Annotated in this window: 18 protein-coding genes; 5 read left to right on the top strand and 13 right to left on the bottom strand. The window is 44.0% G+C overall.

Translation table 11 applies throughout. The features are described from left to right. Window positions 1-194 precede the first annotated feature (194 nt). From NV379_RS21185 to NV379_RS21195, 3 genes are all read left to right on the top strand, one after another. Complete coding sequence (locus NV379_RS21185) at window positions 195-2,432, top strand: MMPL family transporter (protein ID WP_258209345.1); 2,238 nt, start codon at window positions 195-197, stop codon at window positions 2,430-2,432. Further along, window positions 2,429-2,827, top strand: a complete 399-nt coding sequence (locus tag NV379_RS21190; protein WP_258209346.1) for a DUF2871 domain-containing protein — start codon at window positions 2,429-2,431, stop codon at window positions 2,825-2,827. Before NV379_RS21185 ends, NV379_RS21190 begins: the two co-directional genes overlap by 4 nt. Window positions 2,828-2,975: 148 nt before the next feature. Next, window positions 2,976-3,200, top strand: a complete 225-nt coding sequence (locus tag NV379_RS21195; RefSeq protein ID WP_258209347.1) for a helix-turn-helix domain-containing protein — start codon at window positions 2,976-2,978, stop codon at window positions 3,198-3,200. 100 nt (window positions 3,201-3,300) lie between these two features. Here the strand turns inward: NV379_RS21195 and NV379_RS21200 are convergent, their stop codons facing one another. From NV379_RS21200 to NV379_RS21220, 5 genes are all read right to left on the bottom strand, one after another. Continuing rightward, on the bottom strand, window positions 3,301-4,464 hold the full coding sequence (locus NV379_RS21200) for a response regulator (protein ID WP_258209348.1): 1,164 nt from the start codon (window positions 4,462-4,464) through the stop codon (window positions 3,301-3,303). Then, window positions 4,461-6,269, bottom strand: a complete 1,809-nt coding sequence (locus tag NV379_RS21205) for a sensor histidine kinase (protein WP_258209349.1) — start codon at window positions 6,267-6,269, stop codon at window positions 4,461-4,463. Before NV379_RS21205 ends, NV379_RS21200 begins: the two co-directional genes overlap by 4 nt. Window positions 6,270-6,320: 51 nt before the next feature. Further along, the gene (locus NV379_RS21210; RefSeq protein WP_373426143.1) at window positions 6,321-7,217 is read right to left on the bottom strand and encodes a carbohydrate ABC transporter permease; all 897 of its coding nucleotides are present in this window, start codon (window positions 7,215-7,217) and stop codon (window positions 6,321-6,323) included. An 18-nt stretch (window positions 7,218-7,235) separates the two neighbouring features. Beyond that, window positions 7,236-8,129 carry a carbohydrate ABC transporter permease gene (locus NV379_RS21215; RefSeq protein WP_258209350.1) on the bottom strand — a complete coding sequence of 298 codons (894 nt, stop codon included), beginning with the start codon at window positions 8,127-8,129 and terminating at the stop codon, window positions 7,236-7,238. A gap of 61 nt (window positions 8,130-8,190) precedes the next feature. Continuing rightward, window positions 8,191-9,531: an extracellular solute-binding protein gene (locus tag NV379_RS21220; RefSeq protein WP_258209351.1), complete on the bottom strand. Its 1,341-nt coding sequence runs from the start codon at window positions 9,529-9,531 to the stop codon at window positions 8,191-8,193. 188 nt (window positions 9,532-9,719) lie between these two features. On the opposite strand from NV379_RS21220, the gene NV379_RS21225 reads away from it, so the two are divergent. Further along, a complete protein-coding gene (locus NV379_RS21225; protein WP_258209352.1) occupies window positions 9,720-10,712 on the top strand; it encodes a ketoacyl-ACP synthase III in 993 nt (330 codons plus the stop codon). A gap of 124 nt (window positions 10,713-10,836) precedes the next feature. Here the strand turns inward: NV379_RS21225 and NV379_RS21230 are convergent, their stop codons facing one another. The 6 genes from NV379_RS21230 to NV379_RS21255 are packed head-to-tail and all read right to left on the bottom strand — an operon-like array spanning window position 10,837 to window position 14,220. After that, window positions 10,837-11,133 (bottom strand): hypothetical protein, encoded by a 297-nt coding sequence (locus NV379_RS21230; RefSeq protein ID WP_258209353.1) that lies wholly within the window; start codon window positions 11,131-11,133, stop codon window positions 10,837-10,839. After that, window positions 11,117-11,422 carry an alpha-helical endospore appendage domain-containing protein gene (locus tag NV379_RS21235; RefSeq protein WP_258209354.1) on the bottom strand — a complete coding sequence of 102 codons (306 nt, stop codon included), beginning with the start codon at window positions 11,420-11,422 and terminating at the stop codon, window positions 11,117-11,119. The genes NV379_RS21230 and NV379_RS21235 overlap by 17 nt, the downstream gene beginning before the upstream one ends. Before the next feature lie 12 nt (window positions 11,423-11,434). After that, window positions 11,435-11,731, bottom strand: a complete 297-nt coding sequence (locus NV379_RS21240; protein ID WP_258209355.1) for a hypothetical protein — start codon at window positions 11,729-11,731, stop codon at window positions 11,435-11,437. Window positions 11,732-11,746: 15 nt separating this feature from the next. Next, complete coding sequence (locus NV379_RS21245) at window positions 11,747-12,475, bottom strand: glycosyltransferase family 2 protein (RefSeq protein ID WP_258209356.1); 729 nt, start codon at window positions 12,473-12,475, stop codon at window positions 11,747-11,749. Continuing rightward, entirely contained in the window at window positions 12,462-13,469 is a 1,008-nt protein-coding gene (locus tag NV379_RS21250) for a glycosyltransferase (protein WP_258209357.1), read from the bottom strand. The genes NV379_RS21245 and NV379_RS21250 overlap by 14 nt, the downstream gene beginning before the upstream one ends. A gap of 10 nt (window positions 13,470-13,479) precedes the next feature. Then, window positions 13,480-14,220, bottom strand: coding sequence for a glycosyltransferase family 2 protein (locus tag NV379_RS21255; RefSeq protein ID WP_258209521.1), 741 nt, complete (start codon window positions 14,218-14,220; stop codon window positions 13,480-13,482). A 218-nt stretch (window positions 14,221-14,438) separates the two neighbouring features. Between NV379_RS21255 and NV379_RS21260 the strand changes: the two genes are divergently transcribed. After that, window positions 14,439-15,350 (top strand): NAD-dependent epimerase/dehydratase family protein, encoded by a 912-nt coding sequence (locus NV379_RS21260; RefSeq protein ID WP_258209358.1) that lies wholly within the window; start codon window positions 14,439-14,441, stop codon window positions 15,348-15,350. 88 nt (window positions 15,351-15,438) lie between these two features. Here the strand turns inward: NV379_RS21260 and NV379_RS21265 are convergent, their stop codons facing one another. Together NV379_RS21265 and NV379_RS21270 are read right to left on the bottom strand one after the other, a co-directional pair. Next, window positions 15,439-15,624, bottom strand: coding sequence for a hypothetical protein (locus NV379_RS21265; protein ID WP_258209359.1), 186 nt, complete (start codon window positions 15,622-15,624; stop codon window positions 15,439-15,441). A 186-nt stretch (window positions 15,625-15,810) separates the two neighbouring features. Continuing rightward, window positions 15,811-17,031: a glycosyltransferase family 4 protein gene (locus NV379_RS21270; protein ID WP_258209360.1), complete on the bottom strand. Its 1,221-nt coding sequence runs from the start codon at window positions 17,029-17,031 to the stop codon at window positions 15,811-15,813. Window positions 17,032-17,035: the final 4 nt, after the last annotated feature.

A 17,035-nucleotide genomic window follows, 5' to 3' on the forward strand; every position in this document is an offset into this window, starting at 1 on the left:
AAATCGTGAAAATACCATTTAAACAATTCAAAATTCATGATTGAGACAGCGACCGGAAGTGACTCTTTTTTTCGCAGTGTCCCCAACTTTTTGAACACACTCTCCCCACCAGATGTAACCCCCCGTTCACTCTCCGTTCATACTTCTGTCTTAAGATTAAGCTACACGATTTCTTAGGACAGGAGTTGAACTTTATGCGAAATCCATTCAAGAGACTTGCTGCATATACCAGCAGTTCCAAAGGCGCGAAAGTCGTCATCGCCGTATGGCTCATCGGAATTATCCTTCTCAGCACACTTGCACCTGGCTCCAAACTTTATGCACAAAGCAGTAAAGAAGGCAGTATTCACGAAGATACACCTGCAGCCGTTGCACAGCAAATTGCTAGTGAACAGTTTCCATCGAAAGACGGACTTACCGCATTACTTGTGTTCCACCGTGAAGGTGGGCTAACGACGGATGACCGTCAAGGCATTCTCGACATGAGCAAATGGCTCGCTTCTGATCAGAAGCCTGCAGATGTAGCAAGCGCTTTGCCTTATCACAGCATGCCACCACAAGTGCAGGAAAGCATGTTTTCTCAAGATAAAACAACGTTACTTCTGAACATTGCACTTACGAAGGATGCAACATCTGATCAAGTGTATAACGCACTTCAAGCGATCCGCGATCATGTAAAAGACGCGAAGCTTGATGGGGTTCAGTTCGAAATTACAGGACCTGCGGGTATCTCGGCAGACACGAAGACATTGTTTAAAAATGCAGATTTCGTGCTCATGATCGCAACCATCGTGCTCATTCTTGTTATTCTCGTTGTGATCTATCGCTCACCCCTTTTGGCAATTATTCCTTTATTATTAGCAGGAGTCGTCTATCAGGTCGTGGACCGAATCTTAGGTTTTGCCGCGAAAAATAACTGGTTCGTCGTGGATAGCTCAGCCAGCTCCATTATGATGGTGATGCTGTTCGCGGTACTTACGGATTATTGTTTGTTTATTATTTCTCGTTACAAAGAGGAGCTTAGAAAGCAAAATTCCAAGAACGATGCGATGAAAACAACGATGACTCATCTAGCAGAACCTCTTGTCTTTAGCGGCGGTACAGTGCTTGTCGCGATGTTAACATTGTTCGTTACCATCTTTAAGCCATACAACCACTTTGCACCGGTGTTCTCCGTTGCGATTGTCGTCATTCTACTTGCCGGATTAACGCTTATCCCGAGCATTTTCACCTTATTAGGTCGCAAAGCTTACTGGCCGTTCGTACCGAAAGTGACAAACGAAACAGGCATTACGAATCCGAAAGGGTTCTGGAGCAAGGTTGGTAAAGGCGTTACCAAGCGTCCTGTTGTATCAGTCGTGATCTTGCTCGTGTTACTGATCGGTTCGGCACTTAATGTTACAACGATGAATTTCTCATTTAACTTGATGAAGTCATTCCCAGACAACATCTCATCACGCCAAGGGTTTGATATTCTGGAGCAGCGTTATCCGAAGGGTGAGCTTGCGCCAGTCACGGTTATTTTGAAATCGAACAAGGACATTCAAGTTGATTCAACGTTCGTTAAGAACATGAATACCCTCATTGAGGATATGAAAAAACAAGGCGGCATCGCTTCAATCTCACCAGACTTATCAGCACTAACAGCGGATCCATCTGCTACACTTCCGAAGAACTTTTTATCGGATCAGAAACAAGCCGTTAAACTCAGATTGACGCTGCAAGACAATCCATATGATCAATCAGCACTCGACCTTGTGAGCAATCTACGCACTCAAGCTGGAACCATGCTAACAAGCAGTGGTCTCGGCGCAGCGAATTATGAGCTGCATTTTGCAGGTCAGACGGCTGAGCAGTTGGATGTCAAAGCGATGAATACACGCGATACGATTCTACTCTTCTCGCTCGTAACCGTATTTATTACAATCATGCTTGTCTTACAAACACGTTCGATTCTCATGCCGATCTACATGATCGCAACGATTCTGCTATCTTTTGGGGCAACACTCGGCATTGGCTGGATGATTTTCCACAACATACTTGGGTATGATTCCATCAGCTATCGCCTGCCGGTGTACACCTTTGTCTTCATGGTAGCACTCGGTGTAGACTACAACATTATGCTTGTTTCACGCATTAAGGAAGAAGCGAGACTATACAGCTGGAGGGAGGCAGTAGAGCGCGGAGTTGGCTTTACAGGCGGCGTAATTTCATCCGCAGGGATTATTCTTGCCGCTACATTCTGCGTGCTTATTACCCAGCCTTTGCAGGAGCTTTTCCTATTCGGAATGACCATGGCACTCGGTATTCTCATTGATACATTCCTCGTACGTGGTATCTTACTTCCGGGTATCATGACGATGATGAATAAGCGCAAATCGAATCCGCAAGCGAATCAACAAAACAAACAATCAAGGAGTGAACAACTATGAAAAAATTGTATTACGCTGCATTTACGTATTTAGTGCTAGGACTCTTATCAGGTATTTTTTACAGGGAGCTTACGAAGGGTGAAAAGTTTACAGGTGAAACGGTGCTCGGGGTTGCACATACGCACATTCTAGTGCTTGGATTTATGTTCTTCTTAATCGTGATGCTGCTGGCAAAAGTGTTCCAAATCCATCAGCGCAAAGGCTTTAAAGCATGGTTCATCGTCTATAACATTGGACTACTAGGAACAATCGGAACGCTAATCGCAAGAGGGATTATGCAAGTCAAAGGTACTGACTTCGCTGGCTTGCCGCATATGGCAGGACTCAGTCATACCATCATGGGTGGAGCTATGATCTGGCTGCTTATTTATTTGAAGAAAGTGATTAAGGACTAGGAATTTGTTCTAGGATATCAACCATCTGCATATATTAGCCCATTTTTTTGTGATAACGACACCAATGTATATCGCCCTTCATAAAATAACTTTGACTGTATCCCTTACCCTTGTAACTACAACAATCTTGGCAAGGAGGGGTGACACATTGAAGGGCAGCGAACATAAGAATAAATTTCTGTTAACAAACCGTGAACGTGAAGTCTTTGAGTTGCTAGTACAAGATAAAACAACCAAAGATATAGCGCAGCAGCTATTCATCTCTGAAAAAACTGTGCGCAATCACATCTCCAATGTCATGCAAAAGCTCAATGTCAAAGGGCGTTCGCAGGCTGTTGTAGAGTTAATTCGACTTGGGGAGTTAACCATTTGACCCTCTGCACAACTTCGATTAACCTTCATTGCCAGTTCCTTCTAGGGACTTGGCAGGAAGGTTTTTTGATTTTTTGTAACGTGCATCTACATGGTACCCCTCACAACATACTCCGGAACTGAGAAGGCGTTATCTGGTACTTTTTCCGAAACACTTGGGTAAAATGGCGGATGTCATGGTAGCCGATCTGACCGGCCACATCGGTAATTTTCAAGTTAGGATTCGCGAGTAGTCGCTTTGCCTGCTCTAGTCGCAGTTGAATCACATAATCCTTATACCCAATCCCTGTCTTCTGCTTGAACAGTTGGCTGAAGTAAATCGGATTCAAGTACACAACAGACGCGACCTTCTCTAAGGACAGGTTTTCTTGAAAATTATTCTTGATATACTGTACCGCAATATCGATCATGTCCTCATTCTTACCCATGGATAAGTAATTAATCGAAGATACCTCACCCTGCTGGAACTTGCGAACCTCTGACGGAATCGCTTCAAAATCCCAAAGTAATGGACTCGTTAGCAGTTCATAAGGAACTTTGAGATACTTCCCCAGATGCTCCCGAATCTCCTCTTCAAATTGCCTTATCGTCACCCCTTCTTGCACCGCAACAACCCCAAGTAAGCTATTGCGATCAAAGCTCGCTACGAATCCGTGACCCCTCGTCTCTACCAGTTCAGTCAGTACATTCTCTATAATAAAATGTTTCACATTCAGTTCCTGAACCTTGGACCCTATCCGAACGAATATTAGATGAAAACTAGTAAACGACTTCTGCAATTTGGAAATATCATACCGTCCGATATCCAGTCCATGAATCCAACGTTGGAATACCGCTTCTCGCATATATTTCAGATGATGATCTAGAATTCCAGTATCGGATGCCTTCGCCTTGACCGATTCCAACTCATATTCGATTGTGGAGATCACTTCACGCAGCTTCTCCTTACCAATTGGTTTGAGAATATAATCCAACGCTCCGAGTCTCAGCGCCTCTTGCGCAAATTTAAAGTCTGAATATGCAGAGATGACAACCCACTTTATGGCATGATGCGTCTTGCGCATCGCGCTCATAAGCTCAAGTCCCGACACCCCCGGCATCATAATATCCAAGAACACGAGCTGAATCGACTCATTACGAAATACGTCCAAAGCTTCCTCTGCAGACCCTGCTGTATACACCTGCATATGAGTAAATGCCTGCTGAATCGTACGTTTAACACCTTCACGTATAACTTTCTCATCATCCACTACGAGAATATTCATATAACGCCTCCTTGATCATCAAGAGGAATTAAGATCGAAACCGTCGTTCCAACATTCTCTATACTCTCCATATGAATTCCATACTGCGCACCAAACTTCATCGCAATTCGTCTATGTACATTTAACAACCCAATGCCTTGCTCAGTAGATGAGGGTTCCGTAGTACCGCTACCCATCGATGTCACTTCCTCCTGCACACTCTTCATAAGCTTCATCTGAAGGTCTAATAACTTTTCAGGCCCTATACCTATACCATCATCTTGAATACGAATCTCTAGCCGATTCCCTACCTGCTCAATACCAAGAGATACCTTCCCTGGACCTCCACGTACCGTTAAACCATGAATAATCGCATTCTCAATGATCGGCTGTAAGCTCATCTTCGGCAAACGAATCGACAGCCATTCTTCAGGTACATCTAATTGAACCGATAGTTGCCCATCTGCCCTTGCTTGCAAGATCATTAAGTAATTGCTAGCCTGCTCCAATTCATCGTGCAACGTCACATCCGAATGCTCCCAATCGCTGCTGTAACGGAACATTTTGGACAAGGACAGAATAATGTTGCCAAGCTGTTCATTCTCTTTTTCATCAAGCATCCAATAAATCATATCTAATGTGTTATACAAAAAATGCGGGTTAACCTGCGACTGCAACGCATGCAATTGTGCATTCTTCTCACTAATCGAGGCAAAGCGTACACGTTCAATCAACTGATCGATTTGGCTTACCATTCGGTTGAAGGAAGCGATTAAATAATTGATCTCATCAAAGGACTTTACTTCTTGTAAAATGTTAAATTTACCGCGCTCCACTTGCTTCATCTCATGAACCATTTTCTTAATCGGAGCCGTAATGACTCGTGAGAAGAACATCGAGATCCCAATCGAGATCACGACCATAATGCCAAGCACCAGGAAGATAAATCGCTTGTTCTTATCGAGTTCATTGTTAAAATTCGAATTCGGTGTAAGGCTTACGATTTTCCAATTAAGTGGATTTTGCTTCTCTACCACGGTTAAATAGCCGGGTGTATTGATTAGCTGTGTATGTTCATCCTCTGCAAACGAAGGGATATCAATCGGAACAGGTGGTGCTTTTTCTGGAAACCCAGAGTACGCGAGCAACCGATTATTGTACGATAGTACGTAGGCTTCTCCTTGGTACTTTATATGGAGATTATCTATCGTGTTCATGACGCCTTTGGGCTCAGTCTCGATAAGTACAATCCCAATCGGCTTATTCTCATAGATGTTATATAAACTCCGTCCGAATGAGAATACAGGCTCAGCTTGCATCGTATTGATTAGCGACGTATTCCGTACACCGAACCAAGTCATCTGTCCTGTCGATTTGCGCAGTTCATTGTACCAAGGAGCCGAAGCATAGTGTTCATCGATAACTTGGGTATAACTACCGTAACTGTACACTTTGCCGCTATTCGTAATGATGTATAAGCCAATAATGTCATCTCGACTATAGTAGATTGAACCCAGAATATTCTGTAAAGTGAGGCTGTTAATTTCCTGCACAACAGGGTTCGGCTCATCACGCGACAACAGACGCTGGATGTCGAGATTGGCGGTGATCGATTTAGATATGCTGTCATACCCTTTCATCAATAAGCCAAAATGATCCGCAGCTTGCAGCACATTGCGCCTCGAAACTTCAGCAATCCCTGCGTTAATCTGATCCGTCGTCGTCTTGTAATACCCGAATGTAATAACCGAGAACAGCACCACATTATAAAGAAGAAACCATCGAAACACCGAAACACTGATCGCATTGGACCGAAAAAGTTTCATGTTCGTGGTCCCTCCCAAATCATTCTAGTTGCCTTGATTCTATCATGATTTCTACCCTTTGACAGCCCCTGCCACCATCCCCGAAGTGATCTTCTCTGATAGTGTAAAATAGACGATTAATACTGGAATCGCAGCTAGTACGAGATAGGCACCAATCGCGCTGTAATTCGTAGAATACTGACTAAAGAAACTGTACACGCCGAATGGCAGTGTCTTTAATTTTTCCGATGAGATGAATGTAGCCGCCATGATGTACTCATTCCATACGGAGATGAACGTTAGAATACATACAGTAACGACAGGCGGGATCGAGATCGGCAGAATAATGTCCAAGAATAACCGAGGAATCGATGCTCCATCCATAATTGCTGACTCTTCAATCTCATGTGGAATGCCTCGCATAAAGCCCGTTAGAATAAAGATCGAGAGTGGAATCGAGAACGCAATGTAAGGGATGATTAGGGCGAAGTACGTGTTTAATACACCTATATTTTTGAAAATAATCATCAGTGGCAGCAGCGTCGATTGAATCGGAATCATGATACCGACCATAAAGATTAGCATCACAAATCCACTTAATCGAAACCGAAACCTTGCAATCGCATACGCCGCCATTGTGCTAAGTAAAATTGTAAGCACCATGGTCACGCCGGTTACAAGAATACTGTTTCCTAAATACTTGAGGTAGTTGCCAGCAACATAGGCATCCTTGAAATTAACCCATTGCAGGGAATTCGGCAATGCGAAGAACTGACCATCTAAGATTTCTGCATTCGTCTTAAACGCGTACAACAATAGCCAGACAAGCGGATATACTTGCGTCACGAACAGGATTGATAAGATAATCCAGACGACACTTTTTTTAATCGAAAATTTACGTGTATACGGATTAGAAACTGTAAGTTTGGGTGTCGCAACTGTTGCTGGTGCATGGCCTTGATTCACCATTACAGCCTCCATTCTAGTTTAAGATATTTGATCTTCCGAGCGTTTGAACAACCGATTTAGCAGCAGGGTCGCAACCAAACATTCAATGACTAAGAACGTAGACAGCGCACTGCCATATCCATATTTCAAAGACAAGAACGATACATTGTACATATGGGTGGAGATCACATCCGTTGCATGTGCCGGGCCGCCGTTCGTCATGACGATAATCATATCGAAGGCTTTGAGTGAACCAATTACAGCGAGCACAACAGACATCTTAATGACTGGCATTGCTAGAGGAATTGTGATATAACGATCAGCTGTAAAGCCCTCTGCACCGTCAATTCGTGCGGCTTCATACAATTCCTTCGGGATGTTCTGAACGCCTGTAAATTGAATGAGTGTGTGATAACCTAAGTACTGCCAGAGCGCCACGAAGAAGATCGCATACATCGCGAACTGCGGCTCTGCAAGCCACGAATGCGTCCAACTTTCGAGTCCTAGGTTAATGAGAAGCTTGTTGAGCATACCGCCAAGTGATGCAGGGTTGTAGATCGAACTCCACAATTGCCCGACAACAACAACAGACAGAATGACGGGGATAAAGTAGCTGGACACTAAGAAATTCGGTCGTCTCACATATCGACTAATAATGATAGCTAAAGCTAAAGCAAATGGGATTTCAAGTACAGAAAAAATCGCAAATACGAACGTTCTGCCAACCGATGGCCAGAAAATAGGATCTGTTGTAAACATCTCCACAAAATTTTGCATGCCAACGAATTTTGGAAGCCCCATCCCGCTCCATTCAACTAACGAATAGTAGAAGGATACGAGAATCGGCGCGAAAACAAATGCGATATAGAACAATAAACAAGGCAGCACAAATAGTGCAATCGTCACTTTGGATACCCTTAAGACTCCATTCACAAGGTGCTCTCCCTTCTGTTCACTTGAAAGAGGGTGCTATTCACACCCCCTTCGCTGCTGCTTATTTATTGTTCGCGTCAAATGAAGCTTGATGTTCTTTCGCCACATTCTCTGGCTTAATCTGTTCCACGAAAACGCGCTGAATACTCGTTAAGTGGGTTTGAGCAGTCGCTGGGTTCATCGTATTGTCGAACGCAAGGTCGCCGCCTTTTACCCCTTTAAACAATCCTAGTACTTCCATCGCAAGTGGAGAGTAACCTGCCGCTGTGAAATCTCCATCCACCTTCTGTGCAATCCCAACTGCATTCTTCATTTCAAAAGATACTTTCGGATAATTCGTCATGAAATACGCTAAGAATTCTTTGGTTTCTTTCATGTGCTTGCTCTTCGCAGAGACTGCAAATGCGCTTCCCGGCGCTAGCATGAATTGATCTGGATCTCCTTTACCGCCGACCGTTGGGAACTTGAATACACCCACTTTATCTTTAATTGCTGAAGCATCCATACCGCCTGTTTCCCAAGTGCCGATATAGTGCATCGCAGCTTTACCACTCTTGAACAAGTTACCTGCTGCATTCTGATCCACAGCTGTTGCTCCATCTTGGAAGCCTTTTACTTGAACCAAGTCTTCTAACTTCTGAACCGCTTCTACGAATGCTGGGTCGTTAAATGTTTTCTTCTTTTCAAGTACATCCTTCAAGAAGTTCGGACCGTTATTCGTACGAAGAACGATATTCATGAATAAGAAGGAACCTGTCCATGTATCCTTTTCACCGACTGCAATGGGCGTGATACCTTTGGCTTTGAGTTTCTTCGCGACTTCAACGAGATCTTCGAACGTCTTCGGCACTTCAACACCTGCTTGCGCGAACAATTCTTTGTTGTAGAACACTACGCCGAGGTTATTCCCATCTGGAAGCGCATACACCTTATCGTTAAAAGAATAGTAGTCCAAGATACCCGATTGGAATGTTTCTTTAAGTCCGTTACCTAGCATGTCATCAAGCGGTTCAAGAATGCCGCCATCAACGAACGGTTTCATCTGTGCAGCCGGGTTTACAATCGTGATGTCTGGCACTTCACCGGATGCTGCTTGGGTTTTTAATTTGATTTTTTGCTGATCCGTATTGAGTGAATCAAGTTCGATCTTAATGTTCTTATGGGAGGCTTCAAAGTCTGCGACGATCTTCTTCATAATCTTATTGTTAGGAGCAGTGGGGTCCGGATAAATATTCTGGAATGTAACCGTTACTGGCTTATCTGCCGGCTTCTCGGATGGTTTCTCTGTGGCTGGAGCTGTGCTTGGTGCTGGCGTATCCTTAGCACCATTGGAACTACTACCACATGCAGCAAGTCCTAGAGTTAAGGACGATGCTAAAAGTATGGTCAATACCTTTTTCATTGCATTTCCCCCTTGTTAAATGTATTTTTCATACTTTTATTATGTAGGTATATCATGATCGTCAACAATGCACAAACTAAAGATTTAGGGTTGTTTTTTTAAGGATTTGTGGTTATATTAAATTTAGTACCAGATACTATAACCAAGTAATGGTTTTATTCAAATATGATTCCAAGGAGTGATTACTCATGTCAAGCCCAATTCCAAGCTATCATCCTCATTTAACCGCAATAGGAAGTTATGTCCCTGAGCGTAAACTTACGAATGCAGATCTAGAACAGTTAGTTGATACGAATGACGAATGGATTGTCCAGCGTACAGGGATGCATGAACGCCGAATCGCAAGAGAAGATGAATTTACATCTCATCTAGCAATCTCGGCTGTTCAGAATATGATCGATACTTTTCAGGTGGATGTAAGTGATGTGGACATGATTCTTGTCGCAACCCATACACCTGATCTTCCTTTTCCTTCTGTCGCTTGCCAGATTCAAGCCCACTATAATATTCAACAAACTGGGGCACTTGATTTGAATGCAACTTGTGCGGGATTTCCTTATGCTCTGCACCTAGCAAATAGCCTTATTGCAAGTAACTTGCACCGTAAAGTGCTTGTCGTGGCAGCCGATACGATGTCCAAAATTACCGACTATACAGACCGCTCCACATGCATCTTATTTGGGGACGGGGCAGGAGCAGCAATTGTTGAGAGTAAACCGGAATCGCAAGCTTTCCTTGGTGCACGACTAGGAACAGATGGTCATGGCGGCATTCATGTGTATCGCACAGGTCTAAGTGACTCAATTGACGGTCGCAAGCTTGATGGTAATGGTAGTATTGTTCAGAACGGACGCGAAGTATATCGATTCGCTGTTACTCAAGTACCACTTGGAGTGAAGGAATTAACGGAAACAGCCGGCGTATCCATCGCAGATATCGATTGGTTCATCCCTCACAGCGCGAATATGCGAATTATTGAATCGATCAATGAGCGTACCGGCATTCCTCGTGAGAAGACACTAACTTCACTAGAATATTACGGAAACACCTCTGCTGCTTCGATTCCACTTGCACTGGATCTTGGTGTGAAATCGGGGAAAGTTAAACCTGGTGATCTACTCTTGTTGTATGGATTCGGCGGTGGTCTTACTCACTGTGGACTACTTGTACGCTTTGGATAATTTCATATTGTTTATAGAGCGAGTTCAAAAAGTTGGGGCACTACAGAGAAAAATACACTTCCGTTTTAACTTTTTGAACTCGCTCTTATATTCATCTATATACAGACAAAGGAAAACCGCAGCTCTACTTCCGTTTCATCGGATGCAGCAGCCACGGTTTTCCTGTTTTATTGGAACGCCTTTTGGTCGTGTGGGGTTCAACACCTAATAACTTCGTCTTCGTCATTAATAATTTCTGATGCATCTTCACGCGTTCGTAAAAATCATTCAGAGCTGTATGCTCCGCTTCTTCCCAACTTGGAGGAGCAGCCGCAACAGCTTCCATCATTCTTGCAAGCGCCCGTTCACTTCTTGCTAAAGAGATTAGCATATGCAATTTAATTGGGCGAATTTGATCTTCCCATTTAATCTGAACCTTCATTATCCCCCATCTCACCTTCTTCACTTTCTAGAAGCAACTGTAGATGCCGGGCGAGCGAGCGCTCCATTCGCGAAGCGGCTTCAAGAACACCGAGTACCCCATCATGAACATCCAGACTATGTTTCACTTTATCTTGATGCGAAGCTGCCGATAGACCCGAATAATGATTACATACCCAATGGGAAGCTTTCTTCGCTTCTAACGACTTGGCTTCTAGCATATCTGCAATATGAGCCTGATATTGCTCAATCGATGTAAGAATGTGAATTAAATGACGTTCTTTACTCACAAGCCATCCCTCCTATTCATCATCCATCGAGCTATTCAGACCTTTAATCGTCACTTCTAACGACTCAGCAAGCGCCTCTTCAAGCTCAGCAAGTGCATTCACATATGCAACGACATTACGCGTCATATCACTGGAATAAAGTAGAACAGTTTCTGCATCTATTTTTCCGAAATCTGGATTATGGCTGGGAATATGATGAACAAGCTGTGACATGGCTTTCGTCGTTTGCCCCTTCGCACCTACAATATTCGCTACTTCACGATGGGACCTTGCGATATGACCGATAATTGTAGTAAATTGCTCTTGCATCATACCACCCCCTAATTATATAAAAATATTCGGATCAACCGACCATTTATCGATAAATTTCTGTTTGTTTGTATGCAGAAGCTGCTGAAGTTCTATCCGTTTCTTCCGCTTGAATGACTTGCTGCCCGCATGGTAAATGTAAGTGTCCCCTGCGATCATTAAGCGATACCCCGCAAGTCTAGCACGATAACAATAATCATCATCTTCATAGTGACCGGGTGAGAATATTTCATCCATGAAGCCAACCTTCGTTAACAGCTCTCTCTTAAACAGAAAGCAAAGACCAACGATCCGAGGTACTTCCCGCCATTTCGCAGGATTAGGTCGATTAAACCGTCGCACTGCTGTCTGGGTTAACGCAATGCCTCCCCGGATTCGCTGCCTCCCGCTTGCATAATTCGTCATCGGCCCTACGATTCCGATCTTCTGCGAGCTATGCAAACAATGCAGCATATTCGAAAGCCATCCTGGCTTAACGACTGTGTCATTGTTGAGGAGTAGCAAGTTATCTCCGGTTGCCTCTCGCAAGCCCACGTTACATGCCACTGGAAACCCTTGATTCGTTGGCAGTGTCAGACATTTCACCTTTTCACGTCTGCACAGTTCAAATGAACGATCGCTTGAGCCATTATCCACAACAATAATCTCATAGGGTGGCTTCGTATATCGCTTGATAGAGGCTATACACTTAGCCAGCATTCGATAGCCGTTATAGTTCGGAATGATGATACTAGTCAGCGACATGCATCGTTTCACCTGCCACAATGGATCGATCTCGAATACCGTCATGATAATGAAGTCTTGGTCCCCAAAGGTGAATGAGAGACTGCAACCCACTTAGATACATCGAGCGTTCCTCATGTGAGAGTTCTTGCGTATTGCGCATGAGTGGTGGTACCCACTTGGACTTACTCTTCTTAGATTTTGAAGAAATCGTCCCAATCCTTAGTCCACTCATACTAGCAATAGCCATCGCTTGTGCAGGATTCTTAAGTTGTTCACAGCCGATCACTTCATACGCGCTTCTGGAAATAACATACGGTACTTGCATAAGTGTGTGGGTGCCAAGCTCGATTTGACCTAGACATTCATTGTAAAATTGCTGGATCACACTAACTGGACTCCGATTCTCGAATAGGACATTCTCTTCGGTTGAGGCTGGGAGCACGATGTCGTCGCCCCGTTTCGCTTGATTGATATAGACAAGTAATTCTTCTGCTGACTTTATCGTCCCTCCGTCTATAAATAACATCAGATCCGCTTGCGCAATGGATGCGCCCATCGCTCTGCAAACCTCATGTGTATTCGGTTCATCTCTGCATAGATAGGTTTTCTCTACCGCTCCGCAAGCGATTGATAACGTATGATCACAACTTTGATTACTTACAATACATATCGTTTCCGTAAAAGGAATTCGTCTTAGTTCCGCTAGAATCGGCGTTAACGTGGACTCATTGTTGTAACAAGATACAACAACTCCCACACTTTCAAGCGTAGGTAGAAGCAACTCCCCGATCGGGTAACCGGTCTTTTCTTGAATCGCCTTGAGATAACCTTTCATCGCTAACATGTAGTAAGATTGTCCCTTACTCAGTAGTTGTGCATTTTGCACTTGTTCCACCCACATGGCCTGAATCGTTTGAATCTGAATCGGAGCAGCAAGTTCAATGATCATATTTGCATCAAGATTTCCTTTACGAAACCCCCATTGCCAACCCTTATCCCTCATAATCTTCATCATCTTCACCTCACGGCTGTTCAATTACCCAATGCAACGCTTCGATATGGTCACCCACAATAATATTCGTTAGCGGATCAGCCCCGTTCGAGCGGCGGCGCCTAGGGTTTTTCACCCCTACATTAATTCGGTTCACTCGCTCAATACGCAATCCTTTATGAATCGCTATTGCTTGCGCCTTAGGAGGAATGGACAATGCTTCTGCTCCAATCTCCTCAAGTGCTTTTCTTGAAATCGCATGAGGAATCGCTGTCATGGAAGAACCTTTTAGCTCTGGACGACCTAACAAGTAATTCAGCGCATGTTTCGCGAGTACAACTCGGTGCACTTGCAGCTTTTTGGTAGGGCCAATATACGCATTAAGCGCGACATCCACACCTTGTTCAACGGCCTTAATGAGTGGTTTCATTTTGGTAGCTGGTATGACAATATCTCCATCCGTAAATAGCAATATCGATCCTCTAGCGACATTAGCACCTACACTTCGCCCCACATCATGGCCGAATTTTCTTGGATAGGCAAACACGCGAGCTCCCATACGTCTTGCAATATCGATTGAACCATCCGTCGAACCATTGGCTATGACAAGTACTTCTGTCAGCGGATGCACACGGAAAGCCTGTTGCAGTACAGCTGCAAGGGTTCTTCGCTCATTGTAGATGGGTATAATCACCGACACGACTGGATTATCCGCATTGGTGAAACGAATTAACCGCTTCTTAGGAGATGAACGCACACGTTTTCTTCTCATAGCCAATGTTTGCTCAGCTCCTGTCCACGGTAATATGCCTTCCTTCTTTCTGTATATTATGAGTTTTTCCTAGGAAGGGCAGGGCAGTCGGTCCTTCTTTGGCGAAAATCGGGCTTAATCCGTTATTCATCCAAGCTTTTCATCTAGTTAACTGTCTCGGACAAATCACCCGCCCGCTACGTACGATAAGTCATGGATGGTTCATAGGAGGTGTAAATATGAAAGCAATCGTTACAGGCGGAGCTGGCTTTATCGGATCCCATCTGGTCCATGCATTGGTGTCCAAGGGGCTCGAAGTGCATGTCATTGATAATTTAAGCACAGGACATGCTGATCGCTTGCCCCACCAATCCGAATTATACCAGTTAGATATTAACGATCCGGAAACGAAAAACCTTGTATTACACATCAAGCCTCATGTTGTGTTTCACCTTGCTGCACAAGCAGATGTCAGTACATCCATTCAATTGCCAGCGATGGACGCTGAAGTAAACATCAATGGCACGATTCAGTTGTTAGAAGCATGCTATGAATCTGGTGTGCAGAAGTTCATTTTCGCATCTACCTCAGCTGTTTATGGTGATTTGCAAAGAGAATTGTTATCAGAGAGCGATCCGACCAATCCGATCTCGTTCTATGGATTATCCAAGTGGGCAGCGGAATGTTATATTCGGATGTTCCATCATTTTTACAAACTCCCATACACCATTCTCCGCTTCGCCAATGTATTCGGTCCCGGACAGACACCGAAAGGTGAGGGTGGAGTCGTCGCAATCTTTTTAGAGAAAATTAAAGAAGAACTCCCCCTCATCATTCACGGCGATGGCGAGCAGACGCGAGACTTTATTTATGTCAAAGACGTTGTTGAAGCCAACATCGCTGCAATGTCGCATGCATCATGCAGAACGCTGCATGTCAGCACTGGCACTCAAACTACAATCAATGAGCTTGCTGAAAAGCTGCAATCCATCCACGACTCTCGTGTTGCAATCGTCCGAACAACGCATCGTCATGGGGACATTCGACATAGCTGTCTGGATCCAAGACTGGCGAAACAGCATTTGAATTGGTCACCTCAGTACGATGTTCTCACAGGTCTGACTCAAACCTACCGCCACCATATCAAGTAATGATATCTATACATTTCATACAAAACAAATAGGCAGATCGCTTCTTGCACATTTACGCGCATAAGGGATCTGCCTTTGAATTCGCCTATTACATACGGCTTGCATGCTGATTCAGAATATCTACGATCACAGGATCAGGAAGCTTATAGCCTTTGGGCAAGTTCGCTTTGATCTGATTCCACACTTGATAATTAACGAGTACTTCAGGATTCGAAATTTGGGCACTGAATAGACAATTGTACAAATCTCCGATTACCGTAAATGACGGATTCATCCACTCTCCTCCTCTCTGGTTAGAGTGTGTTCAAAAAGTTGAACGAAAGAGAAAGAAGCACTGTAGGAGCGAAGCGGTCGCCTTTGAATTCGTAAAAATACCATTAAATCAATTAAAAATTTACGAATGAGACAGCGACCGGAAGTGTTTTTTTCTCTGCAGTGAAAAAAGCTTTTTGAGCACGCTCTACATACGTGCGATCGCAGCGAACTCCTGATACACCGCAACGGTTCGTGCGATCATCGTATCTAGAGACCAGTGCAGTGTACCCCAATTCTTCGCATTGATGCCCATCTGAGTCCGATACTGATCATTGGCGACTAGTAGATGCAGATGATAGGCCATTGTTTGTGAATCTCCCACATTATGAACGAGTCCCGTGTTTTCATGGACAACCATCTCTGGCAGACCGCCACCATTGCTGATGACTGCAGGCTTTCCAGCGATTTGAGCTTCGATAAGGGATAACGGCTGGTTATCGATAATACTTGGCTGCGCAAATATATCCGATTGTGTCAGTAGATAGGCAACATCATCACGACGTCCTAGGAACTCTACATCATGTTGAATTCCGAGATCCCAACACTTTTTCTTAAGCGCATCTGCTTTTGCGCCGTCTCCAGCAATCCAGCATACCCAATCTTGACGCAGTTTCTTAAGCACTCCTAATGCATCTAGCAAATAATCAATCCCTTTAATATGAACCAATCTGCCTGTAAAAAGAATGACTTTCTTACCCGTCGGACGATGAATCGGTTTAGCGAGTGCTAATTGCTTAAAGAATGTATCCGAGTCATAGCCATATTGATAGACACGGACTTTCTCTGCCGGTACGGAATACTCGTTAACAAGCAGGTTACGCATCCATTGGGAAGATGCTAATGTCACTTGTGCAGTTGTTGCACCAAAGTGCTCCATCGCAATATGGTATCTACCAATCAATGAAGTCGTCATATCCATCTGATGGCTTGCAAGATGCAATTTGACTTCCTGACCAACTGAACCATGGAGTGTAGCAACTAAGGCAGTGTGCTTGGGCTTAATTCGACTGAACGAATAAGTGGAAATAATATCGTGGGTATGAATAACATCATATTGATTGAGCCCAAAGTATACGGCGGCAAGCTCCATACAATAGCGATCAATCTCATACGTACTAATCCATTCTTCACGCAGCAGGACCGGATTCGTATGCTTATTGATCTTCGATTGAATCAAGGGTAGCACTAAATTTTTATCAAATACACGATCGGTAAAGGGCATATGAAAAGTTTTACCATCGGGACTATTCCCGAATATATCAACTTCATGCCCGAGCTGTTCTAGCTTGCGTTTCATCTGTTCCATCACTGTCCATACCCCGCCGAGATGGGGGATGAGCCAGTAAGTTGCTAACAATATTTTCATAATG

Source organism: Paenibacillus radicibacter, assembly GCF_024721995.1.
Lineage (GTDB): Bacteria > Bacillota > Bacilli > Paenibacillales > NBRC-103111 > Paenibacillus_AM > Paenibacillus_AM radicibacter.